The 21961-nt window shown below is 38.6% G+C and carries 24 protein-coding genes and 2 tRNA genes; 12 read left to right on the top strand and 14 right to left on the bottom strand.

Translation table 11 applies throughout. From position 1 onward, the window contains the following. The first annotated feature begins 417 nt into the window (after window positions 1–417). From I6F54_RS15230 to I6F54_RS15195, 8 genes are all read left to right on the top strand, one after another. Window positions 418–1350 carry a hypothetical protein gene (locus tag I6F54_RS15230; protein ID WP_007579759.1) on the top strand — a complete coding sequence of 311 codons (933 nt, stop codon included), beginning with the start codon at window positions 418–420 and terminating at the stop codon, window positions 1348–1350. Window positions 1351–1376: 26 nt separating this feature from the next. Continuing rightward, window positions 1377–2276, top strand: a complete 900-nt coding sequence (locus tag I6F54_RS15225) for a DUF350 domain-containing protein (protein WP_024589503.1) — start codon at window positions 1377–1379, stop codon at window positions 2274–2276. Between the two features lie 3 nt (window positions 2277–2279). After that, window positions 2280–4001, top strand: a complete 1722-nt coding sequence (locus I6F54_RS15220) for a polyamine aminopropyltransferase (protein ID WP_197142168.1) — start codon at window positions 2280–2282, stop codon at window positions 3999–4001. Between the two features lie 79 nt (window positions 4002–4080). After that, on the top strand, window positions 4081–4494 hold the full coding sequence (locus I6F54_RS15215; protein ID WP_008170558.1) for a YjfI family protein: 414 nt from the start codon (window positions 4081–4083) through the stop codon (window positions 4492–4494). 24 nt (window positions 4495–4518) lie between these two features. Continuing rightward, window positions 4519–5211 carry a PspA/IM30 family protein gene (locus I6F54_RS15210; protein WP_004335088.1) on the top strand — a complete coding sequence of 231 codons (693 nt, stop codon included), beginning with the start codon at window positions 4519–4521 and terminating at the stop codon, window positions 5209–5211. A 74-nt stretch (window positions 5212–5285) separates the two neighbouring features. Beyond that, window positions 5286–5924 carry a DUF4178 domain-containing protein gene (locus I6F54_RS15205; protein ID WP_024592232.1) on the top strand — a complete coding sequence of 213 codons (639 nt, stop codon included), beginning with the start codon at window positions 5286–5288 and terminating at the stop codon, window positions 5922–5924. Further along, entirely contained in the window at window positions 5921–6247 is a 327-nt protein-coding gene (locus I6F54_RS15200) for a hypothetical protein (RefSeq protein WP_010554828.1), read from the top strand. Before I6F54_RS15205 ends, I6F54_RS15200 begins: the two co-directional genes overlap by 4 nt. 15 nt (window positions 6248–6262) lie before the next feature. Beyond that, window positions 6263–6448: a hypothetical protein gene (locus tag I6F54_RS15195; protein WP_024592231.1), complete on the top strand. Its 186-nt coding sequence runs from the start codon at window positions 6263–6265 to the stop codon at window positions 6446–6448. Window positions 6449–6477: 29 nt separating this feature from the next. Here the strand turns inward: I6F54_RS15195 and I6F54_RS15190 are convergent, their stop codons facing one another. The 5 genes from I6F54_RS15190 to I6F54_RS15170 form a co-directional block, all read right to left on the bottom strand. After that, window positions 6478–6879, bottom strand: coding sequence for a hypothetical protein (locus I6F54_RS15190; protein WP_197142166.1), 402 nt, complete (start codon window positions 6877–6879; stop codon window positions 6478–6480). Between the two features lie 10 nt (window positions 6880–6889). Next, window positions 6890–7423, bottom strand: a complete 534-nt coding sequence (locus I6F54_RS15185) for a hypothetical protein (protein ID WP_197142164.1) — start codon at window positions 7421–7423, stop codon at window positions 6890–6892. Window positions 7424–7533: 110 nt separating this feature from the next. Continuing rightward, window positions 7534–8910, bottom strand: coding sequence for a class II fumarate hydratase (locus I6F54_RS15180; protein WP_008137933.1), 1377 nt, complete (start codon window positions 8908–8910; stop codon window positions 7534–7536). 11 nt (window positions 8911–8921) lie between these two features. After that, the gene (locus I6F54_RS15175) at window positions 8922–9287 is read right to left on the bottom strand and encodes a hypothetical protein (protein WP_231609258.1); all 366 of its coding nucleotides are present in this window, start codon (window positions 9285–9287) and stop codon (window positions 8922–8924) included. Between the two features lie 101 nt (window positions 9288–9388). Continuing rightward, window positions 9389–9574, bottom strand: coding sequence for a hypothetical protein (locus tag I6F54_RS15170; RefSeq protein WP_010554833.1), 186 nt, complete (start codon window positions 9572–9574; stop codon window positions 9389–9391). A 201-nt stretch (window positions 9575–9775) separates the two neighbouring features. Here I6F54_RS15170 and I6F54_RS15165 point away from each other — a divergent pair, with 201 nt between their 5' ends. After that, entirely contained in the window at window positions 9776–10366 is a 591-nt protein-coding gene (locus I6F54_RS15165) for a DUF938 domain-containing protein (RefSeq protein ID WP_197142162.1), read from the top strand. On the opposite strand, the gene I6F54_RS15160 is transcribed toward I6F54_RS15165, so the two are convergent. The 4 genes from I6F54_RS15160 to I6F54_RS15145 all read right to left on the bottom strand — a co-directional run bounded on the left by I6F54_RS15160 (window position 10343) and on the right by I6F54_RS15145 (window position 16127). Then, window positions 10343–11482 (bottom strand): GNAT family N-acetyltransferase, encoded by a 1140-nt coding sequence (locus I6F54_RS15160; RefSeq protein ID WP_197142160.1) that lies wholly within the window; start codon window positions 11480–11482, stop codon window positions 10343–10345. The two genes, I6F54_RS15165 and I6F54_RS15160, sit on opposite strands and share 24 nt — an antisense overlap. Window positions 11483–11488: 6 nt before the next feature. Continuing rightward, window positions 11489–12889, bottom strand: a complete 1401-nt coding sequence (locus I6F54_RS15155) for an alpha/beta hydrolase (protein WP_197142158.1) — start codon at window positions 12887–12889, stop codon at window positions 11489–11491. Further along, window positions 12879–15599: an ATP-binding protein gene (locus tag I6F54_RS15150; RefSeq protein ID WP_197142156.1), complete on the bottom strand. Its 2721-nt coding sequence runs from the start codon at window positions 15597–15599 to the stop codon at window positions 12879–12881. Before I6F54_RS15150 ends, I6F54_RS15155 begins: the two co-directional genes overlap by 11 nt. Window positions 15600–15671: 72 nt before the next feature. Continuing rightward, window positions 15672–16127, bottom strand: coding sequence for an Lrp/AsnC family transcriptional regulator (locus I6F54_RS15145; RefSeq protein ID WP_007579788.1), 456 nt, complete (start codon window positions 16125–16127; stop codon window positions 15672–15674). Window positions 16128–16263: 136 nt separating this feature from the next. Between I6F54_RS15145 and I6F54_RS15140 the strand changes: the two genes are divergently transcribed. Together I6F54_RS15140 and I6F54_RS15135 are read left to right on the top strand one after the other, a co-directional pair. Beyond that, window positions 16264–17433, top strand: coding sequence for a PrnB family protein (locus I6F54_RS15140; RefSeq protein ID WP_197142154.1), 1170 nt, complete (start codon window positions 16264–16266; stop codon window positions 17431–17433). Window position 17434: 1 nt separating this feature from the next. Further along, a complete protein-coding gene (locus I6F54_RS15135) occupies window positions 17435–18559 on the top strand; it encodes an aminotransferase class V-fold PLP-dependent enzyme (RefSeq protein ID WP_197142152.1) in 1125 nt (374 codons plus the stop codon). On the opposite strand, the gene I6F54_RS15130 is transcribed toward I6F54_RS15135, so the two are convergent. From I6F54_RS15130 to I6F54_RS15115, 4 genes are all read right to left on the bottom strand, one after another. Further along, on the bottom strand, window positions 18543–19031 hold the full coding sequence (locus I6F54_RS15130) for a DUF4124 domain-containing protein (protein ID WP_007579794.1): 489 nt from the start codon (window positions 19029–19031) through the stop codon (window positions 18543–18545). The two genes, I6F54_RS15135 and I6F54_RS15130, sit on opposite strands and share 17 nt — an antisense overlap. A gap of 124 nt (window positions 19032–19155) precedes the next feature. Continuing rightward, window positions 19156–19248: transfer RNA gene (locus I6F54_RS15125), tRNA-Ser, on the bottom strand. Window positions 19249–19300: 52 nt separating this feature from the next. Continuing rightward, window positions 19301–19391, bottom strand: a tRNA-Ser gene (locus tag I6F54_RS15120). Window positions 19392–19610: 219 nt separating this feature from the next. Continuing rightward, window positions 19611–19751, bottom strand: coding sequence for a hypothetical protein (locus tag I6F54_RS15115; RefSeq protein ID WP_010554841.1), 141 nt, complete (start codon window positions 19749–19751; stop codon window positions 19611–19613). 327 nt (window positions 19752–20078) lie between these two features. Between I6F54_RS15115 and I6F54_RS15110 the strand changes: the two genes are divergently transcribed. Then, on the top strand, window positions 20079–20948 hold the full coding sequence (locus I6F54_RS15110; protein WP_024593834.1) for a diacylglycerol/lipid kinase family protein: 870 nt from the start codon (window positions 20079–20081) through the stop codon (window positions 20946–20948). 37 nt (window positions 20949–20985) lie between these two features. On the opposite strand, the gene I6F54_RS15105 is transcribed toward I6F54_RS15110, so the two are convergent. Next, window positions 20986–21915 (bottom strand): DMT family transporter, encoded by a 930-nt coding sequence (locus I6F54_RS15105; RefSeq protein ID WP_007579798.1) that lies wholly within the window; start codon window positions 21913–21915, stop codon window positions 20986–20988. Between the last annotated feature and the right edge of the window lie 46 nt (window positions 21916–21961).

Below are 21961 nucleotides of genomic sequence, written 5' to 3'. Positions count from 1 at the left end.
CGAACTCAGTAGTGAAACGAAACAGCGCCGATGATAGTGTAGCATTTGCTATGTGAAAGTAGGACATTACCAGGCTTAAAATTGTAGAAAGCCCGAATTTAACGATTCGGGCTTTTTTACGTCTGCAGAAAAGTAAAAATAGCACAATTAATGTACACTCATCCAACACCCATCATATAGGTCGGGCGAGCGTAGCGACTCCCGACGCTAAAGTCACTGTAAGTCCCCCCCCTTATAACGCTTAAACTTCAATTCTAACCTTACGATATAGCTTCATATTTTCACTAAATTCTCAATAAATCAGACCCTGATTACAGAGTCCCACGTTTCTTCTCACTTTGTTGCAATTTCATTCTTGGTTTAATAAGTGACCTGTGTAAAACTACCTGAGTTAATTTAGTAAATCAGGTGACATGAATGTCGAATATTAAAGCTTGGAAACTTATAAGCCTGTTTTGTTTGTTCGCAGTGCTTATGGGTTGTCAATCGAAAGAAGAGCAGCTGCAACAAACAATTCAAGAGTCTATTAAAAAGGTAGATACGGAGCTGTCTCAGCTTGGTACTGCACTCGATAATGGAAGTGTACGCAATGCTGTGTTACTTAAAGAATATGGCGAGCTTCTTAAAAAACAACAACCAGAGCTTACAAAAGTTGTTGATGTAATTACCCTTGATGCAACGCGCCAAGGCGCACTTTATAGTGGCTTAACACAGCGACTTAAAGATATTAAAGGAACTTACTTAATTCCTCCTTATGAAGATACGTTACATAGCATTGATTTGTTGCGTGATGCATCTAAACCTACGCTATTTTCTGATGCGTTAACCGATCCTATCAATATGCTAGCTGATATGTCCAAAGGCACTTTAGCGCGTGTAGGCGCAATTAGTAAGCAAGCTGAAGGTGAGGGTGTTGGTAACCAAATGGTAGGTAACCCTAACTATGGTAACTGGCAATCAAATAGTAACGGTATTAGCTTTTGGCAATGGTACGGAATGTACCGTATTTTAGGTGATGTATTTGATCGTGTTGAATATGGAAGCTGGAGTAAGCGCCGAAAGTATAGCTATTACAATGACTATGGCCGCTCGCGTTATTCAAGCCCTAAACAAATTAAAACCCAAAGCGCTTTAGAAACACGCACGCGCCAAACATACCAACGCCAAGGTAAACAGTTTACAAGCCCTTATGCGAGTAAAAAAACAGGTGCATCAGGTTTAAGCCGTAGTAGTTATACGCCAGCAAAAAGCCGCAGTAGTTATTCTCGTTCGAGCAGTTATAGCAATAGCTCAGGATCGGTGCGTGATAGCGGTAGCAGAACCTCTCGTGGCGTGAGCCGTGGTAAGTAAAAGAATAAAGTTGGAGTTAGAATAATATGTATGAATTTAATGGAATAACTATGTGGTCACTGCAAGCGCTGGCGATTGATTTTGCAATTATTGTTTTATTATTTGTAAGCCTTAAATATATAAAAGGCTGGGTTTCAAACTTACATGCAAATGATGAAATAACAGAGCGTGATAACTTTGCTTTTGGGATTAGCTTTGCCGCTGGCTTAGTGGCACTGGCGATTGTATTAACGGGTGTAAGTAGCGGAGCTTTTGCTGCGACACTGCAACAAGAAGCACTGCAAATGTTAGCTTATGGCGCATTAGCAATTGTACTGATTAAGTTGGGTCACTTTTTTCAAGATAAAGTAGCGCTTCGTAAAGTAAGCCTGCACGACGAAATCGTTAAAGGTAACGTTACAGCTTCAATAATTGATTTTGGCCATGTTGTCAGTGTTGCTATCGTTATTCGCTCAGCTCTTTTATGGGTGGCTACTGACGGCTGGCATGGTCTTCCAATTGTAATTGCCGCCTTTATTATAGGTAGTGTTGTATTACTACTTGTTAGCCAGTACCGAGTGCAGTTATTTAAACGTACAAATAAAAGTGGCGACTGCCTACAACAAGCAATTGTTGATGGTAACTTAGCTGTGGGTATTCGTTACGCTGGATTTTTAGTAGGTAGTGCATTAGCTATTACAGCAGCAACGGGTGTTGCACCTTACGCGGCTGATAATATTAATGCGAGTTTACTATACTGGGCTATTAGCGCAGTAGTGAGCCTTGTTGCATTTATTATTTTGCACTTAGTGACAATTAAAATAATTTTATCTGGTTGCGATATTTCCGATGAAGTTAATCGTCAAAAAAATGTAGGTGTAGCTACTATTTCTGCAGCAGTATCATTTGCTGTAGGTATCACTATGGCAACATTACTAGGCGCATAATCAGTGTCATCAACCACAACTAGCCCAAGTAAGTCTCGCTTACTTGGGCACGATATACTACTTATTACTGTTATGGCCGTGCTTGCTGGGTGCGGCCTTATTTATGAATACTTACTGTCTCATTATGCGGGCCGTGTACTTGGCTCAGTAGAGAGCGCTATTTACGCCATGATTGGTACTATGATTGTAGCAATGGGCTTAGGCGCTTTTTTAGCGCGCTGGTTCAAAGATGCATTTACCGCTTTTGCTTGGCTAGAAAGCATTATTGCTTTGGTTGGCATGGGCTGCATTTTAGCGATAGCGGGTGTAATAGCAGTTAGTTATTCTCTTCCTCATTTATTTTCGAGCATTTTTAATTTACCCCCTGATGTTGTACTTAATGGTTACGTATTTCAAAAGCTACAAGAGTGGTCACGTTTTCTACCTTATGTTTTTGGTTTAATACTGGGCTTATTTATTGGTATGGAAATACCGCTTATAGCGCGCATTCGTCAGCACGTTTATGGCCGTTTTTTAGAAAACAACGCAGGGACTATTTATGGTGCCGATTATATTGGTGCTGGTATTGGTGCAGCCATTTGGGTAAGCATCATGCTCTCAATGCCTATAATGCAAGCTGCAGCGTGGACGGCGTTATTTAATATCATTGCGGGGCTCGCATTTTTATGGCGCTACCATACCCATGTGCGCTTTGCTAAGGCACTTTTAGTTTGCCATATAGTATTACTGGCATTATTTGGTTTTATTTTAGTATTTGGCAGTAGCTGGATGAACAGTCTAAGTAATGTTTTATACAAAGATAAAGTAATTTATTCGCAAGCAACTAAATACCAGCACGTAGTTTTAACCGAAAGATTAAGCAAAAACCAACCTCAGCCAATTACAGATTTATATTTAAATGGGCGTTTACAGTTCTCAAGTATTGATGAGCAAATATATCATTCAATGCTGGTTTACCCTGCAATGCTTGCCTCTAACAGACACGACCGTGTATTAATAATTGGTGGTGGTGACGGGCTTGCACTTAGAGATGTTTTAAAGTGGCCTGTGAGTGAAGTAACGCTAATAGATTTAGACGCGCAACTACTCAATTTATTTGGTCATAAAGACGGTGACTTTACGCCGCCAGAGCACATCAATAAGCGATTACTACAGCTAAACAATAAATCGATGCATGATTCGCGAGCCAACATAATTGTGGGTGATGCATTTTTAGAAGTAGAAAAGCTACTTGACCAATCTAAGCAGTTCGACACTATTTTAATTGATTTACCTGACCCTAATCATCCTGATCTAAATAAAATGTACAGTGACTACTTTTATAATCATGTACGGCAGCTATTAGCACCCGATGGCGCAATGGCGGTTCAATCAACCTCACCTTATCACGCTAAAAAAGCGTTTTTAAGCATTGCTAAAACAGTTAAAGCTGCTGGGTTTGGCTATGTTGAGCAGTATCAGCAAAACATACCTTCTTTTGGGCAGTGGGGCTGGACTATAGCGACTAAAATGGGGCAGTCGGCCAGTGGCCGTATTAATGATGCGACGGCTATGCCTGTGCCATCAAGATGGATTAGTAAAGAATATTTATTGGCAAGTTTTGTATTTCCTAACCACTACTTTGAACAAGTTAAAAGTATTGAGGTCAATAGGTTAGGGTCTGGTCAGTTGTATGATTACTACCGAACGGCATGGCAAATAGAAAGCGAATTGTATAAAAACTAATAAAACATGGTTGACATAATATGTCGGCCATGAGAATCTTAACTCAGACATAATATGTCAAACGACAAAAGGCAGAGACATGGAATTAAATGAACTTTCAATAAAATTAGCTTCTTTTGAAACTGAAGGCGCTAACTTTGAGTCTTTCTTGATTGCCAACCCAGGCGAGCAAGATGTTTTACAAGTCATTGTTGATGGAAATGATGAGCTTCCAATTTTTGTTACGCAAACGCAAGAGCAGTTATTATGTATTAGCTACTTGTTTGACGAAGATGAAGTTAAAAGTGAATTACGCGACGAATTAAACGAAACATTACTACGTTTAAACGTGCCAATTCCACTGAGTGCATTTGCTAAAATCGATAACAAATACGCGATTTTTGGTGCACTGTCGGTAAATTCATCATTGGATGACGTTACCCACGAACTAGTGACATTAGCCGATAACGCTATCGATGCACTAGAAGCCGTGACCTTGTATTTAAACGATTAATAGCTAGTTAGTGGAGTTAAGATTATGAGTATTTTAAAAAAATTATTTACAGCAGTACGTGGCGGCGCTCGTGAAGCAGGCGAAGCAATTGTAGACAAAAATGGCATCCGTATTTTTGAGCAAGAAATTGCAGACGCGCAAAATGCACTTCACCGTGCTAAAAAAAGCCTTACTGAAGTAATGGCCAAAGAAATGCAAACTAAGCGTAAAATTAGCGCTGTAGATGCATCAATCGCTGAACATGAAGCGTATGCAGGCCAAGCTCTTGAAAAGGGCAACGAAGCATTAGCATTAGAAATTGCAGAAAAAATTGGTGACTTTGAAGCTGAAAAAGCTGAAAACGAGCAAGTATTGTCTGGCTTTAGCAATCACATTGTTGCGCTTAAGCAGCAAGTTAAAGATGCTGAAAAATCGATTAAAGAGAATCAGCGTCAGCTTACAATGGTTAAAACCACTGAAAGCGTACAGCAAGCAACAATGGCTGTTAACAGCACACTTAATACAAACAGCTCGTCTATGACATCGGCTCGTCAATCGCTTGAACGCATTAAACAGCGTCAACAAGATCGAAGTGACCAGCTTGGTGCTGCAAAGCAACTTGAGTCAGACGTAAATGGCGATGACTTAAAAGCAAAAATGGCTGAAGCAGGCATTGGCGACACAAGTCCAAAAAGCGCTGATATTTTAGCTCGCATCAAAGCGAAGCAAAATAGCTAACTATTACGTTTATACTTTAAAAAGGTAACCGAGTTTTTCTCAGTTACCTTTTTTGCTTAGAAGGCAGCCTTCCTATGTTTAATTTTTTCAAATCTAAAAAAGAGCCAGAACGTCAACTTAATCATCCGAGCGATCTTAAAAAAGGCGACATGTTTAGCGTTATTGATTCATTTGCCTATCCTGCATGGTTAAAGGGTGAAACGTTACGTGTTACTGATATTCAGACTTACCAATATCAGCACAGTAGCGATACTGAATTTGTACTTGAGACAAATAGCGGCCAAGTTGTATTTTTACAAATTGAGCAAGATGATGGCGAAGAGTGGGCTAACTTTTCTATTAAAATTCAGCGAAACGAAGTTGAAGAGATATTTAGCCTTGATGAGTTTGCGCGTATTTTTGATGAAGAGTCGTTAACCCACATTACAGTGCAAAATACACCAGAGCGCTTTATGCAGTTTTTAGCTAAAAGCTACCAACAAAGCGAGTCGCCTTATGTGTGTTATTTCCATAATAAAGATTACCGCAACCAAACTTTGCCTCGCTATGAGCAAGAAGGTGGTGAGCCATGTGAAATGATTTGCTTAGCGTCAGATAATGAAGGCTTTGGTTTAAATATCGAAATTTGGGATGGCGGCGAAACCGAAGTATCGCTAACGCTCATGCGTCCAATGTCAGACATTGTAGACTTGTTTCCCGGAGATGCTAAGTGAGTGATGCTAAAGACAAGTGGTTACGTCAGGAACAAGCTGTACGTGCCACACAAATGGCATTCGATCTAAGCAGCGAAGTTCAAAAGCTGATAAAAAAGCAGGCAATTGATCAAGAGCTAACGCCGTCAGATATGATCCGAAAAATACTTGGCTTAGACGTAAAGTCTAAAAAAACGCGTCAACGTTTATCGTTTAACTTAAATGATGATGAAATAGCGCAACTAGCCAGTCGCTTTGATGTACAAAGCGATGATAAGCGAGCCGTAAAGCAACAAGTAGCTGATTTATTAATAGCTCACACTAAAAATAAAAAAGTGAAATAATTTAATTAGGTTTTTATGAATATTGTTTTAATTGCTTACTTAATTATTTTTGCGTTGTTTGGTACTGCGGCGAGTTATTTTGTACGTTTTATTTATGCATATTGGGTGCTTAAAACAATGCCCATGAAATACATTATTAAAGCGGGTATTTGCGTGGTACTGGTGGTAGTAATTTCAGCGTTAATTCCGTATTTAAGTTAACGCTGAAATTAGCTTATACGCGGCCGTTTTTATTTTATATCAAACGACTGGCATTGGTGGTTAATACACAGCGATTGCACTTCAAGTACAGGAGAACAATCAGTTAAGCCTTGTGCTTTATTTTGTATGTTTTCTTGTTTTGTTATTTGTTGAGCAAGCTGTTCTGCTTCTTCTTGAGATGTGTTTAGCGTTGAATAAACAGCATATTTACTCGGTCCGCCGCATGCGCGGGAGCCCACTTCAAGTACTTTGCACTGAAAGCTTGCAGTGCAGCTGTTATTACTCACCATGTTATTCAGATCATAGTTTAAGTCAGATAAGTTTTTACTTTGCTCATTTGACGTCACAGTACTAGCACAACCACTTAGTAATAAAATGCTGCTAGCAATGCTTAAAATTGATAGTTTAATTGCCGATGGTAAACAACTCATAACGTTATCCTTAAAATGCACTTACCGCTGAGCTTTCAAGTTTAACACATTTATTTTCAACACACTGCGTGCTTGGCGTTGTTAAATGCTGACAAATGCTCATCATCCCTTTTTGTGAATTATAACTACTTTCAAGCTTAGTAATTTTGTCGCTAAGGGCTGCTACTTGTTCCTCAGATGCTGCGTTTGTTGAGTACACAACAAAGCTGCTTGGCCCACCACATGCGCGACTGCCTACTGCATTTACTCTACATTGGGTGCTGGTATCACATTGCTTATCTGTAATTAGCGTATTTAATTCGGTTTTAGCTGTTTTTATATCGTCTATTGAAACGTTTTTTAAATCAGCTTTTGGTATTTTTTCAGCAACTACGTTCTTTTTAGTATTTTCTTGTAATTGAGTGTTTTCTTTTAGCTTTTGTGGCTCTTGCTTTGGTGCTTCAGCTTCTGAGGTGATTGTTACTTGCTGCGTTTCAGTGGGTGCTTTATCTAAGCATGCAGTTAAACAAAGTGGTAAAAGTATGGCTAACAATGGGGTACGCATAACAAACCTTGATAGTGATGAAATATTCATCACTATCATACACGGTGCATTTTTTACGGCAATAAAAACTATATTATCAAGTAATTAAAGCCGTGAAAAATACCGTTTTGTTAAAGTCCACCCTGCGTTAGTTTGGTGGGGTTAAGTAGTTTTTCGAGTTCACTGCGTGGTAAATCAGTTTCTTGTTCGGCTACATCAATAATAGGGCGGGCTTCTTTATAAGCCTGCTTTGCTATTTTTGCTGCTTTTTCATAACCGATCACCGGATTAAGTGCCGTCACTAAAATTGGATTTTTAGCGAGCGCTTTATCTATATTAGGCTGATTTACCTTAAAGCTGGCAATGGCTTTATCACCCAATGCCTGCGCGCTATTGGCAAGTAATTCTATGCTTTGTAAAATATTATACGCAATGACTGGGAGCATAACGTTTAGCTCAAAATTACCCGCTTGGCCTGCTACGGTAATCGTGGCGTCGTTGCCAATAACTTGTGCGCTTACCATGGCTGCGGCTTCTGGTATTACTGGGTTTACCTTACCTGGCATAATAGACGAGCCCGGTTGAAGTGCTTCAAGCTCTATTTCACCTAAGCCCGCAAGTGGTCCTGAATTCATCCAGCGTAGGTCATTCGCTATTTTCATTTGTGCTACAGCGAGTACTTTTAATTGCCCCGAAAGCGCGACGATGGCGTCTTGTGAACCTATATTATAAAAAAAGTTACTACTAGGCGTAAATCTAATTCCTACATTGGCACTCAGATTTTCTGCAAATTTGGCTGCAAACTTAGGGTCTGCATTTATTCCTGTTCCAACAGCTGTACCGCCTTGTGCAAGTTCGCATACACGCTCTAAGCTATGTCTAATTCCTGCTGCGGCATGATTAACTTGTGACTGCCATGCACTGAGTGTTTGATCAAACGTTACAGGCATTGCATCCATTAAATGCGTACGGCCCGTTTTAACTATATGGCCTACTTCAGCTTTTTTCTTTTCCAGGCTTTGCGATAAATTTTCAAGCGAAGGAAGTAATTCGTACACTACATTTATTGCGCTACTGAGTGCGATAGCAGTAGGGACTACATCGTTAGAGCTTTGCCCCATGTTTACATCATCATTAGGGTGAATGCTTTCATTGCCTATCCGGCTAGCAAGCGTTGCAATAACTTCATTGGCATTCATATTTGAGCTTGTGCCAGAACCTGTTTGAAAAATATCAACGGGAAAATGCTCAACATGTTCACCATCAATAATACTTTGGCAAGCTTGCTCAATTGCATCGGCTTTAGCTTTGCTTAAATGGCCTAGCTCACAGTTACTTTGTGCAGCGGCTTGTTTTATATAAGCCAGTGCAGTTATAAATTGCTTTGGCATAGGTAAGCCACTAATGGCAAAATTATTAACCGCTCGCTGTGTTTGCGCCTGATAGAGCGCATCAGTAGGTACTTGTAGCTCGCCCATGCTGTCTGATTCTGTTCTAAAGTTGCTCATAAGTGTGCTCCTTAAAAAGGGTTGAATTCGTGACTAAGAATACGAGCTTCACGCTCAAGTATTAAAAATTGTGCAGTATTGTTATGCACTTTATAAAACCGTTTTAGTGCTAATAAAGGTTTGTATAACTGCTCTAAACATTGTTTACGAATAGCATTATGTATAAGAGGGTCGCACATTTTGTTCATAATTTCATGGTGTGTGCGTCTAAGATAAAACTCTTGAAGCAAGGGATTACGTTGTTGCTCAAATTTTTTGGCGACGTTAAGGGCGGTTTCTATGTAATCGGCAACGAGCATGGGTGCATGCAGGCCAGGTCTTAAGCAATGGCAAGAGAGTTCTTGATGGTAACGATGCTGGGCATAATTTGAAGACATAAAAAAACCGACTTAAGTTAACGATAATAGTTATCATTACATTTAATCGGTTTCAGTGTAAACAGTTATTATAAAAATTATTTGCGATACTAATTTGAGTTTTAATTGTAGCCAAGAATAAATATCTGATCTGTTTCATGTTTGGTCATCGCCTGTTGATTATGTTTAGGGTGCGAAAGTAAATCGATTACTGTTGCTCTCATATCAACGGCGTAACTATGATCGTCGGTGGTTTTTTCGGTTATAGCAATAGCTGCGTCTACAGCGGTATAAGGGGGTATATGCATAATTTTATCCTTTGAAATTTAATATAAGTTAAACCCTTTAGTGGGTTAGTTATATAAAAGCATATTACGTACCAATCATAATAAATTAGCTCAACCATATGATAGTTATAGTGTTTAAAAATTATCTTTTTTTTCATCACGACAAAATAAGCTAAATTTGCTTTACTGTTGTGCATTAATCTACAATTTTGGTGCACAGTAATGACAAAGCCATTTTCACAAGCCTGTGAAAACAATAAAACCCCTATTTTAGAGCAATTAAAAGTTGTATTAATAAATACTAAAACAGTACTCGAAGTTGGCTCAGGAACCGGCCAGCATAGTGTTTTTTTTGCAGAGCAATTACCACATTTACAATGGCATACAAGTGATCGTGCTATAAACCACGAAGGGATTAACTTATGGCACCGCGAAGCTAATTTAACTAATTTGCATGCACCACTTGAGCTTGATTTAAATAATGAGTGGCCAGTAGATAAGGTTGACGCTATTTATACTGCAAACACATTTCATATTGTAAGTTGGCAATTAGTTGAGCGTTTTTTTGACGGTGTTAAACGCCACTTAAATAGCGACGGTATGTTGTGTATTTATGGGCCATTCAAATACCAAGGTGAATTTACCAGCCCAAGTAATGATGACTTTAGTGCCTTTTTAACAGAGCGCGATCCGTTAAGTGGAATAAGAGATTTTGAAGCCGTTGAACAACTAGCTAAGCAAGCAGGGCTTACGCTTATTAGCGATACAGCCATGCCTGCAAATAATCAGTTACTCGTTTTTAAACGGCAGTAATGAGCTACATTGCTCTTTATATATATCAATATGGCCGCGTTCACGCTTTAAGTAGTCGCTTATTGCATTACTAAAGTCGCCATCAACAATATGGTGAGCAGAGTAGGTAAGTACGGGTTCAAATCCGCGTGCTATTTTGTGCTCACCTTGTGCACCCGAATGAAAACAGTTGAGTTTATGCTTTATTGCAAACTCAATACCTTGGTAATAACACAATTCAAAGTGCAGCGAATCTACTTCCTCACTTGCTCCCCAGTAGCGCCCATAAAGCGTATTTTTACTTACTAAACTAAGTGTTGCAGCAATCACGTTATCGTCTCTTTTGGCCAGCATAATAACGAGACTGTTAGCCATTAAGGCATGTAAAAGCGTAAAAAACTCCATATTTAAATAGCCCAAATGACCAGAGCGCTTTAAGTAGGTACGCTGATAAAACTCACAAAACAATTGCATTATCTCGGGCGTAATTTGCGTTCCTTGCAGCCATTCAATATCAATGTTCTGTTGCGCTATTTTAGCTCGCTCTTTTTTAAGTGACTTACGTTTTCGTGAGCTAAGCATCTGCAAAAAGTCGTCAAAGGATTCATAACCTTTATTAAACCACTGAAATTGCACACCCACTCTTAACATGGCGTGTTGCTCAGTTAATGAGGTGGCTTGGGCTTGATCGCAAAAGTTAACATGCCATCCCGACCATCCTTGGTGAGCACTGTGTAAGCTAAGTTGCTCTGTAATGTATTGATATACCGCATTTGGATTAGCGTGCTCGATAGCAATGCGCTTGCCTTCAATAGGGCTAAAAGGAATGCCAGATAGCCACTTGGGATAATATTCTAAACCGTGTTTTTCGTATGCCTCAGCCCAGGCCCAGTCAAATACATACTCGCCGTATGAATGACTTTTTAAATACCCGGGTGCAAGTGCAACGAGCGTATCATTTTCAAAAATAGCGAGGTGATGGGGCTGCCAACCGCTTTTTTGTGTTACGCATTGGCTTTGTTCAAGGGCATATAAAAAAGCATGTTGAGTAAATGGTTCATCACCAAATAAACGTTGCCACTGCGCCTGATCAATCTCATTAATACTGCTAAACCATTGGTGCGAAAACGTTCCCATGACTACTTACCTTGTAGTTGTTCTAAGCTGTTTTACGTTTTTAATAAACGTACTAATTTGCATTTTAAGCTCGGTAAAATGAGGATTATAAGTTAAGCGCTGTAAAGCCGGATAGTGTTTTAAGTTGGCGCTTGTACGCTCTCCTAGTTGTGGGTTTTTAGTTGTTTTACATGTTTTATATAGGGACTCGTCGTTAATAAAGCTGCCACAATTGCGATAAGTTGCGTTAATTCCATAATGTGGATTTTGCGGTGAGTTAACAACAGCAATATGCGATATACCATGAACCTTTTTACATTGAGGTGTTGTGCATTGCGGATTATTTACTGTGTAGTCACTAGCAAAGTCTGGCGGTAAAATATCAGTGCTTCCATAAAGTACTAAAGTATCGAGCGGTTTATATTTGATTGAATTACCTTTGTGTAATGCACTCAATAACTTTAGCGTGGCACGCGTATCTATCGTGGTATCAATATCGCTAAGTACACTAAAAACAGGTAATTTAAGTGCAGGGCGTTTGTTCAAGCTACTTATGCTTGCAAGTGACATTGCATCGTACGAAGCGGCAGCTGCATTTAAAGGAAATGATTCATACTTAGCAAAGTCTACATCGGCGTCTTTATCTATCCAATTAACAAAGGGTATGGCATCAATCCACTTTGCTATCCAGCCGTACTTATTATGTGGCTCGGAGCCTGGCGAATAAAGCATAAGCGCTTTAATTTTAGGGGATACAGTGTGTTTGGTTGCGTAATCAATAAGTAACGCTGCACCGGTAGAGTAGCCTGCGAGTATCACCTCATCAAAATCTTGCACCGAGCGATCAACGCCATATTTTATTGCTTGTTGCCACTGGCTAACCTCTACATTGAGTAAAGCACTTGCAGCGCTTCCATGTCCTGGTAATAAAATAGTACGCACGGTATAGCCTTGTTGATAATACACTTGTGCTAAATCGTGATAGGTAAAGGGGGAGTCAGTTAGCCCGTGGATTAGTAGTGCAACTTTATTACTGTTTGGGTGCGTGAGCTCAAAAGGGGCAATAATATCTGCAATAGTAGGGTCAGGTTTTCGCTTACCTTGTGTTACTAATTGCTGATACGTTTGTGTAATAACAGGGCATGGCATATTTGCACGTGGATTGGCTTTATTTATATGTTTATATGCAAAATCTAAGTAATCGTTAAATGGTAAAATGGCGTGGTAATTAAAGCGCTGGTGGTTGTGCTCATTTTCAAAGCGTAATAAGCCTTGTTGCTTACTTTTTGTTATAAATTTAAAGTCGCTCGCCTGCGATATACAGTTTTGAGCGACAGCTGTATGAGAAAAAACACTTAAAACAAAACCAAAAGCTACTCTTAAAAATACTCTTAAAACTATTCTTAAAATTAAACCACTATTGTTCATTAACTTCTGCATATTGGACAAGACACTCGGTTAGCTTAATGAGTTCAAGCGGTTTTGCAAGATGTTGATTAAATCCAACTGCTTGTGCATGTGCTTTATCCTCTGGCATTACGTCGGCAGTTAAAGCAATAATAGGGAGTTCTTGTTCGGTTTTAAACTGGCGGATCAGTGCCGTTGCTCTATAGCCATCCATTACAGGCATTTGGCAATCCATAAGCACTAAGTCAAAATGCTGCTTTTTCACTATATCGACCGCCAACTCACCGTTTTCTACCATATACGGCACAATCCCCAGCGAGCCAAGCATCGCTTTAATCACCATTTGATTTACTGGGTTATCCTCTGCGACCAAAATGTCTAGCGAAGTAATATTAGTATTATCAAATGTAATAACATGTTCTTTTTTAGGCTCTGTTGTTTCTAATCGCATTGAAAATGTAAAAGTAGAGCCTTTATCTACTTCACTTTTAAGGGCTATTTCTCCCCCCATTAATTGGCTTAGCTCTTTTGCTATTGTTAAGCCAAGTCCTGTACCGCCAAACTGCCTTGAGGTAGAACTATCAGCTTGGGTAAATGCGTTAAATAATTTTTTATGCTGGCTTGGTTTTATACCTATTCCGGTATCACTAACGTTTATAACAAGCTGTACTTTATTGGCGGCAGTAAACTCTGTTTCTATGTTTAAAGTAACGCTGCCTTGGCTTGTAAATTTAATCGCGTTACTACATAAATTAAGTAATACCTGCTCAATTCGCATAGGATCACCAATAAACCAGGTATTTAAAGGTAGCTTTGAGTTCACTTGCCAGTTAATACCTTTGTTAACTGCGCTTTGTTCAAACATATTGTCTATTCGTGTTATTAAAGCACCTAAGTCGAATGCAATAGATTCAATAACTAACTTTTGGGATTCTATTTTTGATATATCAAGAATGTCATTAATTAAATTTAATAAACTTTTAGATGATGAGTTTATTTTATCTAAATAGCCAATGAGTGTACTTGCACTGTCTGTTTCTCGAGCAAGTGAAGAAAAACCAATAACGGCGTTTAATGGTGTACGTATTTCGTGGCTCATATTCGCTAAAAATTGGCTTTTAGCCTGATTAGCTAAATCAGACTGCTGCTTTGCTTGTGCGAGTGAGTGTGTACGCTCAGCAACTTGACGTGTAAGTGCAATTTGTTGCTGATTAAACAGCAGTAAAACCATTAAAATTAAAGAACATACGGCAACTTGGAGTATGAGCAATAATAGAGTTAGTTGGCTATTATGTTGTGTTAAAAAGCTTTCTTTAAGGGCTAGTTTTACAATCCATTTTTGCCCTGCAAAGTCCACGTCAAACGACATTAAACGGCTACCTTTGGCTTGCTGAACATCTTGAGAGTAATTACTATAAAACGGCGGTGTGTTTGTATCTTCGTATATACCAATCGAAAACATATCAGACTGTTCTTTAGAAATGGCCTGCTCAATAATACTACGCACTAAAAATATACCAGTGGCATAGCCTTTAATTGTTTTTTCATCGTTATATTGGGAGTACACAGGGGCAAATAATAAATAGGCTGGTTTAGGTTGTTTGGTTTGCACCAACTGAATTATTTTAGTTCCGACTGGCATGTACTTTATAGCGGGGTTAAGCAGAGAGTTTTTTCGATCAGGGTTTGAAAATACATTAAAGCCAATAGCTTTTTGATTACCATTAAAAGGAGCTATGTATTTTACTATAACAAGGGGATCGTTAATTTCAAGAGGTTCGCCAACTATATCAATATCTAAATGGTAAATATTTGATATTTCTTGAGCAAAGACTTCGCGTTGATCTTGAGGTATTTTTGCATTCCACGATAAAGCGTTAATAAACTCGTATTGAGTTAGTAACTGACTAGCATAAGAATAAAAATCTTGCTGGCTCAGCATGGGAGATGATTGAACCTGACTTGCTAAGCTCTGCACTGCAATAATACTGCGATTTGTATATCTATAAAGGCTGTTTTCTATAACGTGGACTTCACGTTCGGCAATTTTAATAGTGCTTATACGATTTTCCTGATCGTATAATTGTGTTGTTACCGCGACTGATAAAAATAAAACTGAGCATACTGCAATTGTCGGAAATGCCGATATAGTATGTTGATTAGACTTTTGTGGTAATAAAGAAAGTAAAAATGGAGTTGCAATTAATACCCCTAATGTATCGCCAAGCCACCAGTAAATAACATTATTCCAATGATTATCAATACTGTAAATCGAGTTAAATTGACTCAGTGCGAATACGCCAAAGTTAGCTGAAATTAAGCTGACCAATATGGCTATGACTAAAATAAAGTAAATTATATTCTTGCGCTTTTTAAAGCGCAGCGGGTGACCAAGCCAATACTTTAAAAGAGCTGCGCCGACCATTGCCTGTATAACAACACCAAAGGCGATATACATTGCCTCGTTGAATGAGTTGCCGACCAAGACTAGCTCATGAGCTGAACTGTCAAAAATATTAAGGTTAAATGCAATTGCAGCTACAAATAAAGGCGGGATAAAGCGCCACCACCAAATATAACAACCGACTAGAGCTATGCCGGCAGGTAACCAAATTGGAATTATTTGCGAGTTAAAAGCAAGTTTAGTGAGTGCTATGCCGACTAAAAAATATGCTAAAGCAAACATGATGTAAAAAATAATGGAATGATTTTTAGAGTTAAAATTTTTCACATAAGGTCCAAGCAATTATTATTATCGTTTTGAAATATCAGTATAGCTAACAGTAAGTTATTTTGGTTATTTTTATAATGGTAACTGTTTTTTGCTAAATGACTGCTTTAACACGACTGTTGATTCTATATTTGCAATACAACTTAAACTACCTAGCTGATGTTTTACAAATGTTTCGTAGCTCTCAAGATCATGTGCAATGATTTTTAATAAATAATCATAGCTTCCTGATATTACACAACACTCTAATACATGTGGTAATTTTTCTACATGTTGCTCAAATTGCTCTGCAGCACTCACCGAGTTTTGGCTTAATCGTACGAATGCATATACCAACACATTAAGGTTAAGTGCTTTAGGATTTATGGCGGCGTGGTAGCCGGTAATAATATTTTCTTGCTCTAACTTTTTTATACGCCTTAGGCAAGGTGTATCCGATAGGTTGATACTGCTGGCCAAATCTGAAACCGACATACGAGCTTGGCTTTGCAGTGCAATGAGTAATTGCTGATCTTTTTTATCTAACATAGTTGTCGGCTTTTATTAATTATTTTTATATTTGTAGTGATTATTGCTAAGTATTGCAATTTTTACTAATTTTTTTGACGTTTTACCCTCATTGAACTCTGTTAGCATTTAACTATAAAAATAATAGAGCACACCAATGAACACACATACTGCTATTTTCGATCACTGGATACGAACAGAGTTTGTCACTTTAAATAGTGAATTAGAGCAGCTTTATTGGCAGCAAACCGATAAAGCAAATGTAGAAGGAATAGGCGAGGCCTTAAAGCAACAATTAGAAAAAGAAGGCAACGTATTAATTAGTAATTTATTAGCCGAGGGAAACACAGATCAAGGCTTTGATAGCGCTTTTGACTTACTCGGTAACGTAGGATTATTTATGGCAGCGTGTAGGCGCCATGAAATTACCGAACCAAGCAGAGAAACCAGCTCCCCACTAATAGATGCTTCAGCGCTTGCTATGCATATTGGCGCATCGATTGGCGTAACCCCTCGCTTTGCTACCGCCCACTTAACTACTCATAACAAAGCACTTAACGGTATTTATAAACGATTTACTAATTTACCTGATGAAAAGCTGTTTCTTGATTATAACACTCAAGGCATTTTGGCCTACAAACGGGCAAGTGATGCATTATTAAAAATATTACCACTGGGGATTTCGCATCCTTTATGTGGTGAGTTATTAGAAGTAGCTAAACAGGCACTTATAGATGTAATTGAGTCAAACAATGCACTTTATTCTGAGCTCGATACAGATCGCTTTTTTAACTGTGTTCGCCCTTATTATAAACCGTACCGTGTAGGTAAAGAGGTTTACAGAGGTGCAAATGCTGGTGACTTTGCAGGTATTAACGTGATTGATATGCTGTTAGGACTGTGTAGTGCAAACGAGCCTAGTTACTCGCAAATGCTGGTGGATAAGTTTTTATATATGATGCCAGAGGATCAACAAATCCTACGAGAAGCCATGCGTATGCAAAGCTTTATGGATGACTTTTTACAAGCCAAACCATATAAAAATACAGATTGGTTTAAAAGCCACGCAACGTTATTTATTCAAGTGTGTAAATTACATGGCGACACCGCAGTCGGTCATCATAATCAACTGGTTGAAAAGTTTATTGCTCAGCCCTCAAAAAATATGCAACAGCAGCATATGAGCAAGGTAACAGCAAGTGGTCCGCCGCTTCATGTGTTACTTGATTCGCTCGAAAAATTAAGAGATAGGCGAGCCAGTGCCAAACGCGACGATATAAAAACACGTTTTGACGATCTAAATACACTTAAAGAATGGGTTAAATAGCATGCTTAAAAATGATTTTTGTATGGCCGATGGCTGTTATTTATTAAACCACTCGGTAGGGCGTCCTCTTAAAAATACACAGCAATATTTAGATCAGCATTATTTTTTACCATGGGAGAGCTCAAATAAAGAACCTTGGCAACAATGGCTGCCCGCAGTTGAGCAATTTACTACCGCGCTTGGTAAGTTATTTAATGCGCCTAGTTCGCAGTTTTGTCCTCAGGTTAATTTATCAAGTGGCTTAACAAAGTTGCTTATGTCGCATCCACGGCTACAGCAAAAAAATTGTAAAGTGCTAATGGCACAAAGTGATTTTCCGAGTATGGGTTTTGCAATGCAAAAAGCATTACCAGAGTGCGCACAAATTATGTTTATACCAGAGCACGAAAACCTAACTGATATTAGTGTTTGGCAGCGTTATATAACTTGTGATATCGATTTAGTTTTTATAAGCCATGTGTATTCAAATACAGGTGTACAGGCGCCTGTGTACGATATTGTAGCTATAAGTAAATTAACCAATAGTTTATCAATAGTTGATGTTGCTCAGTCAGCGGGTGTTATACCGCTTGATTTAAGCATACTCGATGCTGACTTTATGATTGGCTCGAGCGTTAAATGGTTATGTGGTGGCCCAGGTGCAGCTTATTTATGGGTTAACAAAAATCAAATAGAGTATTGCGAGCCTAAAGATGTGGGGTGGTTTTCGCATCAAAATCCATTTGAGTTCAATATAAACCACTTTGAATATAACGCCAGTGCGCTCAAGTTTTGGGGTGGTACTCCCTCTGTAGCACCTTATATTATTGCCGCCAATAGCATTGCTTACTTTGCAGAGCTAACTGCTCACAAGGTAAGGGATCATAATTTAGCTATGCTTACGCTTATTCATGAGCAACTAGGCAAATATGTTGCATCACCTATGAGTAGTGATAAATGCAGCGGGACAGTTATTTTGTTTTTTAACAAGCAGCAAGACCATGTACTTACAGAGCTTAATAAAGCGAAAGTCAGTGTAGATGCCCGTAAATTTGGGATACGAGTATCGCCACATATTTATAATACTCAAGAAGACGTTGCGCAGTTTATCTCGATAGTAAAACGAGCGCTTAAGGGTTTTGGCTAAGCTGCTGCTTTCTTTGTTTTAATGACTCTATTTTTTGCTGCGTTTGATTAATTGATGCGTCGTAAGCTTGCTTTAACGAATTTGTTTTAGTTGCGATAGCATCAGCAATAGACGAAGCGCCTAAACGATTGGCTTTATCTTGAGTCATGTAATCTATCTGCTGTTTTTTAGCTGCGTATTCTTTTTGGCTTTGTGCAATAGATAGCTCAAGACGCTTTATTTCTCGTTCTATTTGTTGAACTTCTAAGTAGTCATCCACAGAGGTGTCGGTAATACCTTTACCGGGCGTAGAGCTTTTGTATGCTTCAATTACGTTTATATCTTTAAGAGTAATAACTTGTGCATCTTTAGCGCAAGGCGTTTGGCTAAAGGTAGGAACGCCCTTAATTACACACTTATACACTGTTGTACTTTGTGCCAAGGTAAAAAATGGTGCTGCCGCGCAAACTGATAGCAATATGAACCGGATCATAGCTAAACCTAAAAGTGGCTAAAGTTGTGTTAATAATGCCCTAAGTTATTACTAGGCACAATTTGTTTAGTTTTTATAAATTTTAGGCACAAAAAAACCACAATTAAGTGGTTTAAATTAAGTATGGTGGAGAGGGAGGGATTCGAACCCTCGATAGAGCTACAAACTCTATACTCCCTTAGCAGGGGAGCTCCTTCGGCCACTCGGACACCTCTCCAACGCATAACCGTTTGTATTGATGGAAGTAAAAAAAGCCACCAATTAAAATATGGTGGAGAGATAGGGATTTGAACCCTAGATGGGCTATAAACCCATGCCGGTTTTCAAGACCGGTGCATTCGACCACTCTGCCATCTCTCCGTGACGCAGAATAATACTTAGGTGATACCGCTGTGTAAATAGCAAAATGACTGTTTGCCTAAAAAACGTACGTAAATGAGGTTTTTTTTGTAAATAAGGGGAAATTAAGGCAATTTTTAATAAAATAAATAGGTTGCAGCAAACAAGGGGGAGCTAAATAAGTGACTTCATTTAGTGGTTGAGTGTTCGCTGCACCGAAAAATAATCATGGTTGGGTGATTATTTATATTGAGCTGCGCCGCTAAGTGCTAGTCTTTTACCAATAGTGTTAAGTCTAGCTAACATTCTTGCTTTACGGTTAGTTGGTTTAACTGCTACTTGAGCTGCTGCTGTTTGATTTAATGTGTTAATTGGTTTCATTATTTTGCTCCGGGTTGTATATGTTGAAATCGCGTGCATTTTGCACGTTGTTTGATTAAAAAGACAACGATAAAAATTGAGCCTGACGGATTAGTTAAACTAATCCTTATTTATTTTATTAACGTGCGGTTCAGTGTTTTTTATTATGGTTTTTGCATAAATAGTTAAAATAAAATCGGCGTTACTCTCACCATTACTGGTGTTTGTGTGTGTTTTTATTTATTTATATGCATTTTACACAACCTTTTTTGACTAGTTATTCAGATTAAAAAAACTCAATTAAACTCTTTTTTATTCGTTCTCAAATACATTGTTGGAAACAAAAGCTTGTCACTACTAATAATTATTAAACCAAGTACAAAAAAACAGAATGAAAAATCACTAATGTGGCTTAAAAGCATCTGTAAAAAACGCAGTTTTTCTTATTGTATGTTTACTACAACAGGAAACTTTAACAATGACTGCGCTCAAATAAGGTTGCTACTCAGTAAATTTACCAAAGTAGTTGTACTTGGCGGAGACGGTACATTGAGCTTGGCGGTTAATGCGTTAATAGGGAGTAGCTGTACGTTAGCATTATTGCCTTGCGGTACAGGTAATGATTTCTCGAGAGGGTTTAGTTGCAAAGAAGATGATTGGCGAAAGGCATTATTTAATACACCGACAGCAATTGATGTAGGAAAAATTAATAGTCGCTATTTTATTAATATTGCAGGGGTAGGGTTTGATGCTCATGTAGTTAAAGCGATTAATGCTAAAGCTAGTTTTTCATCTTTTGATTACAGTTGGACGAGCATTAAGGAGCTATTTTATTATCAAGCTCAGCAGTTACAAGGTACGTTTAATAACGATGTTAGGCAGTATAAAAATTTAATTACCGTATTTGCTAATCATAAGTACTTTGGTGGTGGTCTAGAAATAGCGCCAAAAGCAGATTTAACTGATGGGCTGCTTGAGTGTTATCAAATGCGATCGGGTGGGCTTTTTTATAACGTAATAAGCTTTATGAAGTTGTTTTTTAAGCGCCATCAGCATATAAAAAACCTTAACTACAGTCGCTTAAATACAGCTTCCATAAAAACTGAAGGGTTATTGATTGAAGCAGATGGTGAACTGGTAGATAAAACTCCTGCCGTTATTAGTGTACATGGGCAGGCTTTACTTTTTCATATGCCAATAAAAAAGCGCCTACAGTAGGGTAGGCGCTTTTACGTTAGTTGCGTTAATAACGCGTCTAACTGGGGACGGAGCCACTTTTAGCCATTGCTCTATTAGCTAAAAAGGCGTTAATTCGTTTTGTTGGGGTAAGCACAATGGCGTTACCTAATAGCACTAGGCTAAATCCTGCAAAGGTATTTGCGTGCCATTCAAAGCCTTCAAAAAAGCTACTCAGTGTTACTGCCACTAGTGGGAATAAAACAATAACGTAGCTGGCTTTTTCAGGGCCTATATTTCTAAGTAGAGCAAAGTAGCAACCAAAAGCGATTACAGTGCCAAATATTGATAGATAAAGTAGTGATAGCCAGTAACTTGGTGGAGCGTTTAAACTAAATTGCACATCGTTCATTAATACATATAAAGCCAAGCCTATAGCGCTGTATAACATGCCCCATGCATTGCCTTGCAATACACCAATTTGTTTACGAGAATTACGAACGCTTACCATATTTCCTAATGAAGCCACAAAGGTGCCACCAAGGGCAAGTAGTAACCCGACCAATGCACCATTACTCAAGTCGAACTGCTGTAACTGTGGCCAAAACAGACACGTAATACCTAATACAGCGAGTACAGCACCTGTATAAATTCGTTTTGAGATTGGCTTACCAAAAAATAACCGAGTATTGACTATGTTCATAACCAGCAGCATTGAAAAGGCAATAGAGGTCATGGCTGAGGTAAGGTGATTTTGTGCCCAGTAAAGCATTAAATAATTTAATCCAAAATTACAAATGGCTAATAAAACAAAAAAGCCATGATCCAGTAACTTAAATCGCATGTCGGGTTTTTTGTACGCTACATATAACCACATTAAAAGCGCTGCAATAGCAAAGCGATAAAATAACGATAACTCTACCGCAATATCACCTAACTGAAACTCTATGGCTAACCAAGTTGAGCCCCAAATTAAAACGGTTGTAATGTATAGCGCTGCACTTTTCATGGTTAGTCTCCAAAGCCCGGTTGAATGGCTATTTTAAGACCTATCT

Source organism: Pseudoalteromonas sp. SWXJZ10B, assembly GCF_015864475.1.
Taxonomy (GTDB): domain Bacteria; phylum Pseudomonadota; class Gammaproteobacteria; order Enterobacterales; family Alteromonadaceae; genus Pseudoalteromonas; species Pseudoalteromonas arctica.
Note: the sequence above shows the minus strand (reverse complement) of the source record. Positions and strands in the feature narration are given on the sequence as shown.

Bases quoted from the DNA above. Each gene is read 5' to 3' on its own strand.
- I6F54_RS15230 (WP_007579759.1), top strand. From the start codon at position 418: ATGTCGAATATTAAAGCTTGGAAACTTATAAGCCTGTTTTGTTTGTTC.
- I6F54_RS15225 (WP_024589503.1), top strand. From the start codon at position 1,377: ATGTATGAATTTAATGGAATAACTATGTGGTCACTGCAAGCGCTGGCG.
- I6F54_RS15215 (WP_008170558.1), top strand. From the start codon at position 4,081: ATGGAATTAAATGAACTTTCAATAAAATTAGCTTCTTTTGAAACTGAA.
- I6F54_RS15210 (WP_004335088.1), top strand. From the start codon at position 4,519: ATGAGTATTTTAAAAAAATTATTTACAGCAGTACGTGGCGGCGCTCGT.
- I6F54_RS15205 (WP_024592232.1), top strand. From the start codon at position 5,286: ATGTTTAATTTTTTCAAATCTAAAAAAGAGCCAGAACGTCAACTTAAT.
- I6F54_RS15195 (WP_024592231.1), top strand. From the start codon at position 6,263: ATGAATATTGTTTTAATTGCTTACTTAATTATTTTTGCGTTGTTTGGT.
- I6F54_RS15190 (WP_197142166.1), bottom strand. From the start codon at position 6,879: ATGAGTTGTTTACCATCGGCAATTAAACTATCAATTTTAAGCATTGCT.
- I6F54_RS15185 (WP_197142164.1), bottom strand. From the start codon at position 7,423: ATGCGTACCCCATTGTTAGCCATACTTTTACCACTTTGTTTAACTGCA.
- I6F54_RS15180 (WP_008137933.1), bottom strand. From the start codon at position 8,910: ATGAGCAACTTTAGAACAGAATCAGACAGCATGGGCGAGCTACAAGTA.
- I6F54_RS15175 (WP_231609258.1), bottom strand. From the start codon at position 9,287: ATGTCTTCAAATTATGCCCAGCATCGTTACCATCAAGAACTCTCTTGC.
- I6F54_RS15170 (WP_010554833.1), bottom strand. From the start codon at position 9,574: ATGCATATACCCCCTTATACCGCTGTAGACGCAGCTATTGCTATAACC.
- I6F54_RS15165 (WP_197142162.1), top strand. From the start codon at position 9,776: ATGACAAAGCCATTTTCACAAGCCTGTGAAAACAATAAAACCCCTATT.
- I6F54_RS15160 (WP_197142160.1), bottom strand. From the start codon at position 11,482: ATGGGAACGTTTTCGCACCAATGGTTTAGCAGTATTAATGAGATTGAT.
- I6F54_RS15155 (WP_197142158.1), bottom strand. From the start codon at position 12,889: ATGAACAATAGTGGTTTAATTTTAAGAATAGTTTTAAGAGTATTTTTA.
- I6F54_RS15145 (WP_007579788.1), bottom strand. From the start codon at position 16,127: ATGTTAGATAAAAAAGATCAGCAATTACTCATTGCACTGCAAAGCCAA.
- I6F54_RS15140 (WP_197142154.1), top strand. From the start codon at position 16,264: ATGAACACACATACTGCTATTTTCGATCACTGGATACGAACAGAGTTT.
- I6F54_RS15135 (WP_197142152.1), top strand. From the start codon at position 17,435: ATGCTTAAAAATGATTTTTGTATGGCCGATGGCTGTTATTTATTAAAC.
- I6F54_RS15130 (WP_007579794.1), bottom strand. From the start codon at position 19,031: ATGATCCGGTTCATATTGCTATCAGTTTGCGCGGCAGCACCATTTTTT.
- I6F54_RS15115 (WP_010554841.1), bottom strand. From the start codon at position 19,751: ATGAAACCAATTAACACATTAAATCAAACAGCAGCAGCTCAAGTAGCA.
- I6F54_RS15105 (WP_007579798.1), bottom strand. From the start codon at position 21,915: ATGAAAAGTGCAGCGCTATACATTACAACCGTTTTAATTTGGGGCTCA.